This window comes from Microbacterium sp. R1 (assembly GCF_015159725.1).
Classification (GTDB): Bacteria; Actinomycetota; Actinomycetes; order Actinomycetales; family Microbacteriaceae; genus Microbacterium; species Microbacterium oxydans.
In genome coordinates this window covers 1,746,657-1,761,957 of record NZ_JADDUD010000001.1, presented here as the reverse complement: position 1 = coordinate 1,761,957, position 15,301 = coordinate 1,746,657, and the positions used below count along the sequence as shown (strand labels likewise).

Genomic DNA, 15,301 nt, shown 5'->3' with positions numbered 1-15,301 from the left:
GTCGCTGCCCGGGGTAGCCGCTCGTGCGGCTAGTCCGCGCTCATCACCGACTGCACGCTGCCGTCGGAGCCGAGATTGACGAGCAGGACGTCATCTGACGAGCTGTCGTCGAGCGCGTACTCGAGCACCGCGAATGGTTCCGAGCCCCCATGCTCGTCGGCGAGGATCGTCATGCTCATGAGCCGGAGCGAGCGGATGATGTCGACGGCGGCGTCTCCCGACACGTCGACGAGCACGTCGGGCAAGTCATCGCCGTACGCCTCCTGCTGCTGAAGGATGTACTCGGTGACCTCGCTGGTGCGGTCGTCCACCTCTGCGAGCATGCCTCGACGCGCCGTGTCGTCGACGCTCTCCAGGCCCGCGATGAGCGAGGCGGCGATGTCGAGCGCATCGGACGAGACGTCGTCCTGGTCCGGAGCGGTCAGGTCCACGGTCACACTCTGATCACCGAGCTCCACGGTCTCCGACCAGAAGATCGATCCGTCCGGGCCCGAGGACAGGAGTCCGAAGTAGTCGTGTTCGATCGCCATAACGCTATGAAACCAGCCTCGTGCTCACTGCGGTAGTCCCGTCGTCAACCGACCAGCGACTGGACGAAGACATGAGGAGTGAAACCGGTGAGGTCATCGATCCCCTCGCCCTGTCCGAGCAGCTTGACCGGGATGCCCGTGCGCTCCTGCACGGCCAGCACGAAGCCGCCCTTGGCCGACCCGTCCAGCTTGGTGAGGACGAGTCCAGTGACGCCGGCGTGTTCGAGGAATGCCTCCGCCTGCATCACGCCGTTCTGGCCGGTGGTGGCGTCGAGCACGAGCAGCACCTCGCTGATGGGCGCCTGCTTCTCGATCACGCGCCGGACCTTCGAGAGCTCGTCCATGAGGCCGCCCTTCGTGTGCAGGCGGCCCGCCGTGTCGATGATCGCGATCTCGATGCCTTCGCGCTTCGCATACTCGACCGTCTGGAATGCCACTGAGGCGGGGTCCTGACCCTCCTGCTGCGGACGGACGATCGCCGCCCCACCGCGCTGCGCCCAGGTCGCGAGCTGATCGACCGCTGCTGCGCGGAACGTGTCGGCGGCACCGACCACCACACTGCGCTGGTACCCCCGGAGGAACTTGGTGAACTTCCCGATGGTCGTGGTCTTGCCGACGCCGTTGACGCCGACGACGAGGACCACTGCGGGGCGCTCGGTGAGCTTCAGCGTCGTGTCGAACTTCGCGAAGTGCTCCTCGAGCGTCTCCCGCAACATGCGCTGGAGGTCTTTGGGGTCGGTCGTCCGGTAACGGTCGACCTTCTGGCGCAGCTCGTCGACGACGCGCTCGCTGATGTCAGGGCCGAAATCAGCCGTGATGAGCGCGGTCTCCAGATCCTCCCAGGTCGTCTCATCGATGGTGGGCTTGACGAACATGCCGCGCAGTGCACGACCAAGAGACCAGGACTTCTCCGCCATCTCACCAGCCTACGGGGTGCTCAGCGGATGGAAGGCGTGCGCGCCGATGGACTCGGTCAGACCGCGGCCGCAGCTCGGTCGCCGACCCGCTGTCCTACGACCGCCGAGACGCCGTCCTGCCGCATCGAGACGCCGTACAGCGCATCAGCGATCTCCATCGTGCGCTTCTGATGCGTGATGACGAGGAGTTGCGAACTCTCCCGCAGCTGCTCGAACACGGTCAGCAGACGACCGAGGTTCGCGTCGTCCAGAGCTGCCTCCACCTCGTCAAGGATGTAGAACGGGCTCGGCCGAGCCTTGAAGATCGCGACCAGCAGAGCCACCGCCGCGAGCGACCTCTCGCCGCCCGACAGCAGCGACAGGCGCTCGATCTTCTTTCCCACAGGACGGACCGACACCTCGATGCCGGTGGTCAGCATGTTGTCGGGATCTGTGAGCGAGATGCTGCCCGTTCCCCCCGGGAACAGCAGCGGGAACACCTGGCCGAAGGCCTCCTTCGTGTCCTCGAAGGCGCTCGCGAAGATGGTCTGCATCCGCTCGTCGAGGTCGGCGATGATCGTCAGCAGGTCCTGTCGCGTCTGAGTGAGGTCGGCCAGCTGCTCGGTGAGGAAGGCGTGGCGTTGCTCCAGCGCGGCGAACTCCTCGAGGGCCAGCGGGTTGACGCGTCCGAGCTGCGCCAGCTTGCGCTCCGCCTCTGCGAGACGGCGCTGCTGGATGCGGCGATCGAAAGGAATCGCCGCGGCGCCGTCTCCGGCGTCTCGGTCCGCCGCTGTCGTCGTGGTCGGATCGCGCGGGACGAGTTGGTCAGGACCATATTCCGCGATGAGAATATCTTCGTCCAGGGCCAGTTCGGAGGAGACCCGCTCCAGCAGGCTGTTCAGGTGCAGCTTCTTCTCGTGTATCTGCAGCTCGAGCCCGTGCACGCTCTCGGTGAGCCCTGTCAGACGTTCGCGCAGCGATGCCTCCTGAGCCCTGAGGCCGACGAGTTCCTGGTTCTGGGCCGACCGAGCGGCCTCGGCCTCTTTGAGCGCGAGACGTGCCTCGGCTACGGAACGATCGAGCGAATCGAGGATGCGCGGCAACTCGTCCGCAACGCCTGAGGCCGACTCCCGCTGCGCGCGGCGGATGACCGCGCGTCGGGCCGCCTCAGCCGCAGCGTCACGTTCCTGCTCGCGCTGCCGTTCCAGGCTCGCGACCCGGGACTGCGCGGCGCGGACGCGCTCGCGCAGGGTCTCGATCTCGAGTCGAGCCCGCACCTCGCCCTCACGTGCCAGCTCGAGAGCTTCGAGGAGTCCGTCCCGTGCGGATGCATCCAGAACCGGCCGCGGCGCTGCGATCGCTTCGTCCAATGCCGCTTTCGCCGCCTCCGCCTTCTCCTCCGCCTCGGAGACGGCGGACTGCGCCTGCGCGAGCCCGGTCTCCAGCCTCTCGCACTCCGCGACGGCGGATTCGTGTCGCACGGTGATCCGGTTGACCTGCTCCGCGTGCGTGGCGAGGGCAGCGTCGTGTTCGCGGAGCGCTCGAAGAGCCTCCTTGGCCTGCCGTCTCGTGGTCTCGACCGCCTCGTCGGCATCCCGACGAGCTTCACGGAGCGAGTCCGCCACGATCCGGATCTCCGCCAAGCGTTCGGCTGCGGCATCGCGTTCAGCCGCGAGCTCGAGACGCGAGCGCTCACCGCCCGAGCCGGTGCGAAGCGTCTGAGCCGTGATCACGTCTCCGCCGAGGGTGACGATGGTGGTCCCGGTGTCCCCCTTCGCATCGAGTGCAGACCGCGCCGCTCTGGCCGAGTCGAGGTCATCCGCTATCAGCACATGCGACAGGATGCCCAGCACTCCCTCGGGGGCGGTAACGACGTCGACGGCGGGCACGACGCCTGCCAGGGACGGCAACGCCGCGTGCGGTCGCGGCGAGTCGGCGATGACGAAGTCCACCACTCCCCTGCGCTGTTGCGCCGATTCGACGGCCATCGCGAAGGCATCAGACGCCGTGTCGATGAGCACGCCCTCCGCAAGCGGCCCGAGGACCGCGGACACCGCCGCCTCATAGCCGGCACGTACCTGCACGGCATCGCCGACCAGGCCGCGGACGCCACGTCCTCCGGCGCTGACGATCTCCGCCGCACCGCCGGAGAGCGCCAGAGCGCTGCTCAGCGCGGATGTCTTGGCGGTCAAGGAGTCGACTTCACGCTCAGCCGAGTGCAGACGCTCCCGGAGCGACTCGCGCTCGGTCTCCGCCGCCGTGGCGGCCCGCTGCGCGCTCTCGTATGCCGCCGCATGCTCGACGGCCGTACCCTCCGGTGCCTCGGCGTCGTCGATGGACTCCAGTGCCTCAGCCGCTTCCCGCCGACGAGCGTTCGCGGCCTCGAGGGCGTTCTCCTGGCGGAGAACCGCCCCTCGGACCGCGGCGAGAGCTGACGCCGCAGCCTCGGCGGATCCCCGCAAGGCAGACAGTCGCATGTCGTACTGGGAGACGAGCGCGCTCTGCTCGGCGATGTCGACATCGAGGGTGTCGAGTTCCGCGCGCGCGTGCACGACCTCTCGGCTCGCGGCGGCTGCCGCGTCCTGGGCGTCACCCAGTCCCGCAGAGATCGTGTCGATCTCGTCTCTCGCCTCGTCGATCGTGGCCTGTGTCACCGTGATCGCGGTGACCGCGGCATCGTCGTCGTCCGTGCCGAGCAGCGCGAGGCGCTGATTCGCGAGCGTGTAGAGCCCGCGCATCCGCTCCTGTACCTGCTCGAGACCGAACGCCACGCTGCGCGCCTCGTCCACGGCGACCGAGTTCTGATCCTGTTCGAGCCGCGCGATGCTCGCGCGAACCGTCTCCGCCTGGTCGGACAGAACGAGACGCTCGGTGTGGCGCTCGTGCTCGGTCCGAGTGTGGTCAGCGAGAGCGGCACGCAGAGAAACCACGTCGTCCGCGAAGAGGCGCGCCTTGGCATCACGCACCACGGCGGCGATGGTCTGCGCCTCGCGCGCGATCTCGGCCTGTCTTCCCAGAGGCTTGAGCTGCCGCCGGATCTCGCCCGCGAGATCGCTCAATCGGGTGAGATTCGTCTCCATCGCATCGAGCTTGCGGAGCGTCTTCTCCTTGCGACGTCGATGCTTGAGGATTCCCGCTGCTTCCTCGATGAATCCTCGGCGGTCCTCGGGCGACGCCTGCAGCACGGTGTCGAGACGTCCCTGGCCGACGATGACGTGCATCTCGCGTCCGAGTCCCGAGTCGCTCAGAAGCTCTTGAACGTCGAGGAGACGACAGCCCTCGCCATTGATGGCGTACTCGCTCGAACCGTTGCGGAACAGGGTGCGACTGATCGTCACCTCTGCGAACTCGATCGGCAGCGCCCCATCGGAGTTGTCGATCGTCAGCTGCACCTCGGCCCGACCGAGAGGACCGCGTGTCGACGTGCCGGCGAAGATGACGTCTTCCATCTTCCCGCCGCGGAGAGTCTTCGCACCCTGTTCGCCCATCACCCAGGCGAGCGCGTCGACGACGTTCGACTTTCCGGAACCGTTCGGCCCGACGATGCAGGTGACCCCGGGCTCGAAGACGAAGCTCGTCGGTTGCGCGAACGACTTGAACCCTTTGAGCGTCAGGCTCTTCAGATGCATACGGGCACCGCTCGTCCGGGGAGAATCACGCGGCTACGCTACCGGAATTCCGGGCCTGGAGCCTCATCCCGCGCGGGTCGACGGCGAACTCGAGAGGCCGGCGACACGCCGAGCGGAACAGTATGTGCTTGACGTGGCTCTCGCGGGTTCGCTACGGTGGCCTCCGGATCGCCACACGAAAGGAGGTTACCGATGATTACGACTCAGCTCAACGCACAGGCCACTGGCCTCGCCGCGCCCGCGCACTTTGCGCCGCGCCCTGCGTTCTCGGTAACCGCCGGCGTCCGCATGAGCGCTCTCTCGTAGAACCGCAACCCGACTCTCCAGACCTCCCGTAGGTCCAGTCCGGCCGTTTCTCTCGCGCCCCCTCCGCAGATCTGCCCCGCAGATCTCGGCACATCCCGCATCCGCTGGCCACCTCTTCGGCCTCCGTCGACGCCTGCTCTCCCGCACCGTTCGCAGCTGCATCCGCAGCCGACGTGCGGTGCTTCCGCACCCATCATCACCATCACTTCCGAAGGAACCACCGTGAACACCACGTTGCACCGCAGCGATATCCACCCGCCCGATATCGAGGACCACGAGGTCCTCCAGATTCCCCGCCCCGATGAACTGCGTCGCCTTTCGATGGCAGATCGTCTCTCCCTCAGGATCGGCCTCTGGCTCTTCCAGAGGGCACAGCGTCCGCGGCACGCCCGTCGCGGCCTGCGCATCGATCCGGCCGACCTGTTCCTCCTCGGCGAGCAGCGTCATCGCTCCGCCGCCGAGTCGTACGCCCTGCTCACGTACGACATGCAGCGCGGCATGCGCTGAGGCCGTCGAGTCCATGACGAGCATCTCCGCGACGGCGCCCGCTCGCCTCACCCGCGAGCGGGCGCCGTCCCATCACAATCCCCTCCACACACCCCGCACGAAAGAACCGACATGAAGACCATGGAGATGACGATCACGCCGCTGGTCGTCCCGGCCAGCCTCCAGAGCGAGGATGCCGCCGAGTTCCTCGCCTTCGGCGAGCTCAACAGGCGCGTCTGCGATGAGCAGGTGGGTCTCCCCGACCTCGCGCCTGACGCCGCTCAGATGCTGCCGAACTGGCAGGATGACACGGACGCACTCGACGTGGGCTTCGTCGCCCGGATCGATGGCGGCATCGTCGGCATGGTGACGATCTCCTTCGCGCAGGAAGCCGATGCTCACGCCGCGGAGATCGACCTGCTGGTTCCGTCGGCCCACTGGGGCCGTGGCGTCGAAGAGGCGCTCCTCGACACAGCGGAGGCGGAAGCGCGCGCGCACGGTCGGAGTGTCCTGCAGATCTGGAGTCTGCACCGTCCCGAGGAGAGCGAACGGATGCTGATTCCCCGCACGGGCTGGGGGCGCGTACCGGCGACGCCGCTCTCCGACCTCGTGGAGGCACGCGGTTTCGTCCTCGAACAGGTGGAGCGCAACAGTGAGTACGACCTCCGAGACGACCCGGAACTGCTTCGCGCGGCCCTGAGCGACGCGATCGCTCTGGCTGGCGAAGACTACGCGCTGCTCGAATGGGACATGCCCACGCCGCCGGAGCTGAGGGCAGGGTTCGCCGCTGTGCTCGCGCGGCTGTCCACGGACGCACCCAGCGGCGACATGGACTTCGTCGAAGAGGTCTGGGACGCCGAGCGGGTGGTGCGGCGTGAGGCGCGACTGCTCGGCGCCGGGCAGGCTGTCTCCGTGGCGGCAGTGCGTCATGTCCCGTCCGGGACCATCGTCGCGTACAACGAACTCCTCATCGCCGCCGATCGCACGGGTGTGACGCACCAGTTCGGAACGCTGGTGAGCAAGGACCACCGTGGCCATCGTCTGGGAACCATCGTCAAATGCGCCAATCTGCTCCGCTGGCGGGAGCTGATGCCGGAGTCGACCGTCGTCTCCACTTTCAACGCCGAGGAGAACCGGCCGATGCTGAACATCAACGAGGCCATCGGCTTCGTGCCGGTCTCCTACGCCGGGGCATGGCAGAAGAAGCTCTGACGAGGGTGCGGGCCCGATCTCATTCTCCGGGATGACGTCGAGCCCGCACCGTCATCCGCCCGGGCGACGACCGAGCCGGGCGGGACGGCGAGGCTGGAATCATGAACATCCCCGTGATCGAAGCCCACGCCCTCAGCAAGAACTTCGGGTCGACACGCGCCCTCGCCGGCGTCGACCTCGCCATCCATCGCGGTGAGTCCGTCGCCATCATGGGAGCCTCCGGTTCCGGGAAGACCACTCTCCTCCACGTCTTGGCGGGGATCACCGCACCTGACGCGGGCGGAGTCGTCTTCCGCCCCGCCGAGGGATCCGCTATCGAGGTCACCGCGCTCGGAGAGTCAGCGCGTTCACGACTGCGACGCGAGAAGTTCGGGTTCGTCTTTCAGCAGGGCCTTCTCATCCCCGAGCTGACCGCGGTGGAGAACGTGGCCCTCGCCTCGATGATCAACGGCATCCGACGTCAGGACGCCGTGCAGCACGCGGCATCCTGGCTGGCGGCTCTCGGACTCGCCGGGATGGAGGACCGCCGGATCGGCGAGCTGTCGGGTGGGCAGGCACAGCGCGTCGCCATCGCACGCGCCCAAGCCACCGGCGCGGAGGTCGTCTTCGCGGACGAGCCCACCGGAGCGCTGGACTCCACCACGTCCTCGGAGGTCATGGACGCGCTCCTGTGGTCCACGACCGGACAGGGCCGCACCCTCGTCGTCGTCACCCATGACGCCGAGGTCGCCGCTCGGTGCACGCGAACGATCGCAGTGCGCGACGGACGGATCATCTCGTCGGCGGTGACCGCATGAACCGCAATGTGCTCGCCCTCCTGCTTCGCCCCGCTCCCGGTCAGGGCAGCGTTATCGCTCTGCCGGTCGTCGCCTTCGCCGTGGTCACGACGCTGGTTCTCACCGTCATCGGCGGGGCGCAGTCGTTCTGGGGATGGACCGACGAGTTCGCTCCTCTGTATCAAGCCCTTGCGGCCATCGCCCTCGTGCTGCTGGTCGTCCCGCTGATGTCCGTCGGCGGAGCGGCAGCACGACTCTCCGCGCGTCGACGCGACGAACGACTCTCCACGCTCCGTCTGCTCGGTGTGTCGCCGGCGGGCGTGACCGTCGCCACCGTGGCGGAATCCGTGCTCGTCGCCGCGGCCGGTGCCCTGGTCGGTGTCGTCGCGCACGTCGCCCTCAGCCCCCTCATCGGACTCATCCCGTTCCGCGGCGAAGCCCTCGGATTCGGTGCCGTCGTCCTCCCGCCGGCGCAGACGGCCCTCGTGGTGGCGGCCGTGCTCGCCCTCGCGTCGACGAGTGCGATCATCGGTCTGCGTCGTGTCGTCATCTCACCGCTCGGCGTGCGCACACGCACCGATGTTCCCAAGGTGCACTGGATCCGGGCGGTGTTCGCCGTCTGTGCGATCGCCGTCGCGTTCGTGCTGATCAAGGTCTTCCCTTCCGTGGGCGGACTCGTCCTCACGATCGTCGTACTCGCCGGCCTCTTCGGCGCCGTGCTGGCAGTGCTGAACCTCGTCGGGCCGTGGGTGCTCAAGGTGGTCGCCTCAGGGCAGCTCCGTCGAGCCGAGCGACCGGAGCGACTGCTCGCAGCCCGCATCGTGCTGGACTCGCCGAAAGCGGCCTGGCGGCAGGTCGGTGGTATCGCCATGGCGAGCTTCATGGCCGTCTTCGCCGGTACAGGAGTCGCGCTCTTGAGCATGATGAGCACCTCCGATGCCGCTGCCGCCGACATCGCGCTCGCCGATGACATCCGGACCGGTCTCATCATCACGCTCATCGGCTCCTTCCTGATGGTCGCGGCATCGGTCGGGGTCAACCAGGCCTCAGACGTCCTCGACCAGCGCGAGCTGCACCGCAGTCTGCATCACCTCGGTATGCCTCTCGAGACCGTGGACAGGGCGCGACGGCGGGCGATCATGTCACCGCTGCTGGTGACCGCGATCGGCTCCGCGCTCGTGGCCGCGATCCTCGTGTTCCCGTTGGTCGGAATCGCGCTGATCACGGCGCCCGAGTCGCTGCTGACCATCGCGCTCGTGGTGTCGGTCGGGATCGGTGTCGTCTGGGCGACGACGTGGGCGACCCGTCCACTCCTGCAGCGCTCCTTCGTGGCTACGTGAACACCGTGCCGCCTCTATGGGGTTTCGGTGAGCATGCCGGGGTGTGGCGAGAACTGTCGCCGCGGGCTGTGATATCCGTGGGGGATGACGTTCAGAGGTCGACGCCGAGCACAAGCGAGATTCGAACAGAAAGTAGCGACTCTTGCGTCGGCCATGAAGCACGAAGCAGGCAAGAACCACGCGCTGCAGCAACAAGTAGCTGGCCTGGTCGCGGAAGTCTCGAGCATCAAGAGGTCGCGTACATGGGTGTGGGTCGGCGGCGTGACCGCGATCGGCAGCGCCCTCGCTGCTCTAGGAACGCTGTTCTTCTCAATGGCTCAGCTCGCCCCCCTCTACGCTCAGGCAGAGTCAGCCCAAGCACAGACTCAAGCGCTTCAGCGCACATCCGATTGGGCGACGGTCGGTGCTGTGACGGTGTCGGTCGAGGAAGGCATGTTCGTCCTGGAGAACCGGTCCCGCAGCGCGATCATGTCCACGACGACCTGGCTCGTGGGAAGCACCGAGGGTTGGGATCGGTTCGATGCGATTCGCTTCGACCTGGAGGGGATTCCGGCCTGCAGCAGCGTCTCCGTACCGGTCGCCGAAGTCACGCGATGGCCCGAGCCGATCCGGGAGCTCACCTGGGTCGAACCACGGAAGAGCTGGGACTGGCCCGAGTTCGTCGACGCCTACACGTACATCATCGCCCCTTCAGGCGGGCTGTACTCGACATCGTCACGGGGCGGCGTCGTGGATCACGGAGTGGTGGGCATGGTGGATCAGGCCTCGGCGAACTACGGAGAACGCGAGTCACCCATACCGGTGAACGTGGACGATCCGACGACTCTCGTGTGGGTCCCGGACACCTTCTGGGAGTTCCGCGACGTCCAGGTCGCCCATGCGGGCGAGCCGCTTTGGGCAGGCGCCCCGCTCATGGGCGCTGATAACGATTCTGTGATCACGCCACTCAGCTGCTATTCCTGATGAGCCTCTCGATCCGCGCTATCTCGGCAGCCGCTGGCAGCGCGGGCAGAAGTGAGAGCCGCGGTTCATGAAGCTCTCGCGCACGATGGGCGTTCCGCACCGCGGGCAGGGCTTGCCCTGCTGCCCGTAGGCGTTGAGCGAGTGCGCGAAATAGCCGGCTTGGCCGTTGACGTTGACGTACTGCGCATCGAAGCTGGTTCCGCCCTCGGCGAGGGCTTTCGCGAGCACGAGCCGGACCTCGGCGAGCAGCCTGCGGACGGCCTGCGTCGACAGACGATCGGCCGGCGTTTCGGGGTGTATCCGCGCTGCCCACAGCGACTCGTCTGCGTAGATGTTGCCGATCCCGCTCACGACACCCTGATCGAGGAGAACACGCTTGATCGCACTCCCCCGTCGCCCCAGAGCTGCTCGAAAGCCACGGTCGTCGAATGCCGGATCCAGGGGGTCACGAGCGATGTGCGCCACCTGAGTCGGGATCCGCGATCCGCCGTCGTCGATCAGCGCGTCGACGGCGAGGGATCCGAAGGTCCGCTGATCGGCGAAGACGATCGCGAGCTCGCCGTGCCGGGGATGCTCGATTCCGATCCGCACCCGCTCATGTCGTTCGGCCCCCGCGTCGGGCGCGCGCAACAGCATCTGACCGCTCATTCCGAGATGCCCGATCAGCGCAGAATCCTCGTCATCGAGCGGCAGCCACAGGAACTTCCCGCGGCGCGATGCGTCGGTGAACATGCGTCCCTCGAGGCGAGCGACGAAGTCAGCGGCACCGGCCACGTGACGAGTGAGGGCGCGCTCATCGAACACGCTCACCGCGGTGATGGTCGATCCGATCACGGCCGGTGCGAGGCCTGCGCGGACGACCTCGACTTCGGGAAGTTCAGGCACGCTCGCTGAGGGTACGCCACACGCTGAGGGCTGCTGCCATCTCGGCGGTCTTCTTGCTGCTGCCGACACCCGTCATGCTCACGTCGCCCACGCTGACCGTGGCCAGGAAACGACGGTCGTGGTCTGGTCCGCTCGCCTCGACCGAGTAGCGAGGCGGGGTGGCGCCGAGCCGGGCGGCGAGCTCCTGCAGGCTGGTCTTCGGATCCATGGCCGCACCGTAGCGCTCCGGGTCAGCCAGCAGGGGCTCCGTCAGTCGGAGCACCAGTTCCGTGGCAGCGTCAGGACCTGCCGAGAGGTAGGTCGCGCCGATGACGGCTTCCATGGTGTCGGCCAGGATGGAGTCCTTGTCCCGACCGCCGGTCTGCTCCTCGCCACGGCCGAGCAGCAGATGGCTGCCGAGGTCGATGCCCCGAGCCACCTCGGCGAGGGCGACGGTCGACACGACGCTGGCTCGTCGCTTCGCCAGCTCGCCCTCGTCGAGATCAGGATGCGTGGTGAAGAGCATGACGGTCACCGCCTGCCCGAGCACCGAGTCACCGAGGAACTCGAGCCGCTCGTTGTGCGGGATGCCGCCGTGCTCGTACGCGTAGGAGCGGTGGGTGAGGGCCAACTCCAGAAGCTCCGCGTCGATATCGACGCGGAGCTTTTCTGGGAGAGGTCTCGTCCCCCCGGGGACCTCCGTCACGGTACGCGACTCAGACGTCGGCGACCTTGCGGCCCTTGTACTCCAGGAAGAGCTCGGTGCCCTGCGAGTCGGTGACGACCTTGGCCTGGTGAGGACGGCTGTAGACGACCTGGCCGTTCTCGATGGTCTTGACGAGCGCGACGGGCGCCGCCTTCCACTGCGCGCGACGCGAGCGGGTGTTCGAACGGGATACCTTGCGCTTCGGGGGGTTACCAGCCATGACTAGCTCTCTTCTTTCTCGGCGGCACGAGATTCTTCCGTGCCGTCTTGGTCTGTGATGTTCTGGAGCGCACTCCACCGAGGATCGATGGGAGCGGCCTGCTCCGTTCCGGTGCTCACGGTCAGTCGTTCACCCGTTTTCGGGTCGAGACCCGGGCAATCCGGCTGACACACCGGCTGAAAAGGAAGTGCCAGTACGGCCGCATCCCTGACGAGAGTTTCAAGATCCACGTGGTCGTCTTGAACCTCGAAGTCAGTTTCTTCCTCACCAGGATACGCGAAAAGCTCCTGGAACTCGACTTCGACGGGCCGAGTGATGTCCATCAGGCATCTTCCGCACACGCCGGCGTACTCGGCCTCGGCGATTCCCGACACGAGGATGCCCTCGTGCACCGACTCGAGGCGGACATCGAGATCGAGCTCGGAGCCGGCCTCGTACGACACGATCCCCTCACCCCATGACTCGGCGAGGGCGACGGTGAACTCGTGTTCCCGCATCTCCCCCGGACGCCGGACGATGTCACGGACGGGGAGCACGAAAGGGCCGTTCATTCGAGAGCGCACACTCCCATGCTACCGGCCGCTGCACGCTGTCGTCCTGAATCCGCGTCCAGGCGAGAGGTTCAGATCCCTCGGGATCCCGTGTCCAGGAATGCAGCGACCGCGGGCGGAACGAAGGGACTCACATCGCCACCGAGAGACGCGACCTGGCGGACGAGGGAACTCGAGACCATGGCGTGCGAGGGGTCGGGAAGGAGGAAAACCGTCTCGATGCCGGCGAGGTGTCTGTTGACGATCGCCATCGGTGACTCATACGCGACATCGATCTGCGAGCGGATGCCCTTCACGAGCACTCCCGCGTTGACGTCACGGGCGTAGTCGACCAAGAGCCCCATGCTCCACGAACCGATCACGATCTCGCCCTGCATGCCGTCGTCGGCGATCGACCTCTCCAGCAACGAGAGCCGCTGCGCGATGGGGAGCATCGCCTCTTTGCCCGGATTGTGCACGACCAGCACGTGCAGCTCGTCGTAGAGGGCCGCGGCGCGCCGGATCACATCGAGGTGACCCAGCGTAGGCGGATCGAAGGAACCCGGGACGACGGCGATCCGGCTGCTCATGGTTCCAGCCTAGGGCACGCCGGTTCCCCGTCAGTTCTTCGCCAGCGCCGCCCGATCCTCGTCGCTCACCCGACGCCCGATGGCCTCGCGGAGACCCGGGTGATCAGCCAGCTGCGGGTCGGCGGCGAGGATACCTTCCGCGACCTCGCGTGCACGGGTGATCAGCCCTGCGTCCTTCACCACCCTGAGCAGCTTCAGAGAGGAGCGAACGCCCGCCTGGGCGGCGCCCAGCACGTCGCCTTCGCCGCGCAGCTCGAGATCGACCTCCGCCAGGGCGAACCCGTCGAGAGTCGCCGCCACCGCATCGACGCGCTCACGGGCCAGCGTGCCCGCCTCGGCCTCGGTCACGAGCAGGCAGAGCCCTGGCACGCCGCCTCGACCGACCCGGCCGCGGAGCTGATGCAGTTGAGAGACCCCGAACCGGTCCGCGTCGAGGACGATCATCGTCGACGCGTTCGGCACGTCGACGCCCACCTCGATCACGGTCGTGGCCAGGAGCAGATCGATGTCACCGCGTGCGAACGACTGCATCACGGCATCCTTCTCATCCGCTGGCATACGACCGTGGAGCACGGCACGCCGCAGTCCGCCCAGCGTCGGATGGGTCGCCAACGCCTCATCGAGCTGCACCACGCCCCAGCGCGGCCCTGACGCTCCCTCCGGAGCGAGTGCCTGCTGCTCCCCCGCCTCTGTCGTCTTCTTGGCCGTGTCGATCGCGGCGCACACCGCGAAGACCTGCCGTCCCTGGGCGATCTCCTCGGCGGCGCGCTCCCACACACGGTTGAACCACCCCGGGTGCTCTGCGAGCGGGGCGACGAAGGACTCGATGCCGGCACGCCCGGCCGGCATGGTGCGGATCACGGAGGTGTCGAGATCGCCGAAGACGGTCATCGCGACCGTCCTCGGGATCGGAGTCGCGGTCAGCACCAGCGCGTGCGGACTCGATCCCTTCGCGCGCAGCGCCTCGCGCTGCTCGACGCCGAACCGATGCTGTTCGTCGACGACGACCAGACCGAGATCGGCGAAGGTGGTCTTCTCACCCAGCAGCGCATGAGTACCCACGACGATCAGTGCCTGACCCGAGGCGACCCGCAGGGCTGCCTTGCGGCGATCGGCCGCCGGCATCTGACCGGTCAGGAGTGTCGGCATCAACAGCGGCGCGAGATCGGGACCGAGCATCTTGGTGATCGAGCGAAGGTGCTGCCCCGCGAGCACCTCCGTCGGCGCGATCAAGGCGGCCTGGCCGCCGCTCTCCGCCACCTGCAGCATCGCCCGCAGAGCGACCAGGGTCTTGCCGGAGCCGACTTCTCCCTGGACCAGACGGTTCATGGGCCAGGCGCCCACGAGGTCCGCGGCGATCTGTCGTCCCACCGTCTCCTGGTCGGCGGTGAGCGTGTACGGGAGGCTTGCATCGAAACGTTCGAGCAACCCGCCGGGCATCGAGGGGCGAGACGTGGCGGCCAGCGCCCGGATCGCGTCGCGCTGCTGCAGGAGCGCCGTCTGCAGGGTGAGGGCCTCATGCATCCGCAGCGTCCGCACGGCGGGATCGATGTCGTTCCGTGTCCGCGGTCGATGCACGAGCTCCAGGGCCTCGCGCGCGGTGAGCAGTTCTTCGCGCTCCCTGATCTCCGCGGTCAGGGGATCGGGCGCGTCTGCCAGGTCGTCGAGAACCCGACCGACGAGTCGGGCGATCTGCCATGTCTGGATCGCGGACGTGGCGGGGTAGATGGGGATCGGCACGGTGGCGCGCGCGTCGGCGCTGCGACGGGCGGCGTCCTCGTCATCGAACAGCTCGTACTCGGGGTGGGCGAACTGCGTCACGCCGTTGAACTCCCCCACCTTGCCGGAGAACACGCCGCGACGACCGACTGCGAGGTCCTTCGAGCGCCACTCCGCCGCGCCGACGTTCTTCGCGAAGAACGTGAGGGACATGCGTCCGATGCCGTCGCCGATCACGACGTCGACCATCGCACCGGGACGGTTCCGCATCCGTCGGAAGCTCGAGGAGAGCACCTCGGCCACGATGGTGACTGTCTCGCCGAGCGGGAGGTCACGGATGGGCGTCAGCTCCCCCGGATCGGCGTAGCGGCGAGGGTAGTGGGACAGGAGGTCGCCGACGCTCTTCATGCCGAAGGCCCGACCGAGCGTCTTGGACGACGCCGCACCGATGGCGTCCTCCAACGAGGAATCGAGCGTGAGCGACATGCTCCGAGTCTAGGGAACACGACGGACACGGCGGGCACGCGAGCTGTC

The 15,301-nt window shown here is 67.5% G+C and carries 14 protein-coding genes; 5 read left to right on the top strand and 9 right to left on the bottom strand.

Going from position 1 to position 15,301, the window contains the following annotated elements; translation table 11 throughout:
- Positions 1 to 29 precede the first annotated feature (29 nt).
- Genes ILP86_RS08650 through smc form a run of 3 tightly spaced genes read right to left on the bottom strand, consistent with a single transcriptional unit; the run spans position 30 to position 5,055 of the window.
- Positions 30 to 530 (bottom strand): DUF2004 domain-containing protein, encoded by a 501-nt coding sequence (locus ILP86_RS08650; protein WP_046748457.1) that lies wholly within the window; start codon positions 528 to 530, stop codon positions 30 to 32.
- A 44-nt stretch (positions 531 to 574) separates the two neighbouring features.
- The gene (gene ftsY, locus ILP86_RS08645) at positions 575 to 1,447 is read right to left on the bottom strand and encodes a signal recognition particle-docking protein FtsY (protein ID WP_045265192.1); all 873 of its coding nucleotides are present in this window, start codon (positions 1,445 to 1,447) and stop codon (positions 575 to 577) included.
- Positions 1,448 to 1,503: 56 nt separating this feature from the next.
- Positions 1,504 to 5,055, bottom strand: coding sequence for a chromosome segregation protein SMC (smc, locus tag ILP86_RS08640; RefSeq protein ID WP_179516013.1), 3,552 nt, complete (start codon positions 5,053 to 5,055; stop codon positions 1,504 to 1,506).
- Between the two features lie 528 nt (positions 5,056 to 5,583).
- Between smc and ILP86_RS08635 the strand changes: the two genes are divergently transcribed.
- The 5 genes from ILP86_RS08635 (at position 5,584) to ILP86_RS08615 (ending at position 10,138) form a co-directional block, all read left to right on the top strand.
- Positions 5,584 to 5,868, top strand: coding sequence for a hypothetical protein (locus ILP86_RS08635; RefSeq protein WP_046748455.1), 285 nt, complete (start codon positions 5,584 to 5,586; stop codon positions 5,866 to 5,868).
- Positions 5,869 to 5,979: 111 nt separating this feature from the next.
- The gene (locus ILP86_RS08630) at positions 5,980 to 7,059 is read left to right on the top strand and encodes a GNAT family N-acetyltransferase (RefSeq protein ID WP_193761783.1); all 1,080 of its coding nucleotides are present in this window, start codon (positions 5,980 to 5,982) and stop codon (positions 7,057 to 7,059) included.
- A 101-nt stretch (positions 7,060 to 7,160) separates the two neighbouring features.
- Entirely contained in the window at positions 7,161 to 7,856 is a 696-nt protein-coding gene (locus ILP86_RS08625) for an ABC transporter ATP-binding protein (RefSeq protein ID WP_046748454.1), read from the top strand.
- Entirely contained in the window at positions 7,853 to 9,175 is a 1,323-nt protein-coding gene (locus ILP86_RS08620; protein ID WP_193761782.1) for a permease, read from the top strand. The genes ILP86_RS08625 and ILP86_RS08620 overlap by 4 nt, the downstream gene beginning before the upstream one ends.
- A gap of 153 nt (positions 9,176 to 9,328) precedes the next feature.
- Positions 9,329 to 10,138, top strand: a complete 810-nt coding sequence (locus ILP86_RS08615; RefSeq protein WP_113681912.1) for a hypothetical protein — start codon at positions 9,329 to 9,331, stop codon at positions 10,136 to 10,138.
- 18 nt (positions 10,139 to 10,156) lie between these two features.
- Here ILP86_RS08615 and mutM read toward each other — a convergent pair whose 3' ends face one another.
- The 6 genes from mutM to ILP86_RS08585 form a co-directional block, all read right to left on the bottom strand.
- Positions 10,157 to 11,023: a bifunctional DNA-formamidopyrimidine glycosylase/DNA-(apurinic or apyrimidinic site) lyase gene (gene mutM / locus ILP86_RS08610; protein WP_061017640.1), complete on the bottom strand. Its 867-nt coding sequence runs from the start codon at positions 11,021 to 11,023 to the stop codon at positions 10,157 to 10,159.
- The gene (gene rnc, locus ILP86_RS08605) at positions 11,016 to 11,708 is read right to left on the bottom strand and encodes a ribonuclease III (protein WP_058630595.1); all 693 of its coding nucleotides are present in this window, start codon (positions 11,706 to 11,708) and stop codon (positions 11,016 to 11,018) included. The genes mutM and rnc overlap by 8 nt, the downstream gene beginning before the upstream one ends.
- 10 nt (positions 11,709 to 11,718) lie before the next feature.
- On the bottom strand, positions 11,719 to 11,928 hold the full coding sequence (rpmF, locus tag ILP86_RS08600) for a 50S ribosomal protein L32 (RefSeq protein WP_017830754.1): 210 nt from the start codon (positions 11,926 to 11,928) through the stop codon (positions 11,719 to 11,721).
- Between the two features lie 2 nt (positions 11,929 to 11,930).
- Entirely contained in the window at positions 11,931 to 12,479 is a 549-nt protein-coding gene (locus ILP86_RS08595) for a DUF177 domain-containing protein (protein ID WP_046748451.1), read from the bottom strand.
- A 71-nt stretch (positions 12,480 to 12,550) separates the two neighbouring features.
- Entirely contained in the window at positions 12,551 to 13,048 is a 498-nt protein-coding gene (gene coaD / locus ILP86_RS08590) for a pantetheine-phosphate adenylyltransferase (protein WP_046748450.1), read from the bottom strand.
- Positions 13,049 to 13,078: 30 nt separating this feature from the next.
- Entirely contained in the window at positions 13,079 to 15,253 is a 2,175-nt protein-coding gene (locus tag ILP86_RS08585) for an ATP-dependent DNA helicase RecG (RefSeq protein WP_141369840.1), read from the bottom strand.
- Positions 15,254 to 15,301 lie beyond the last annotated feature (48 nt).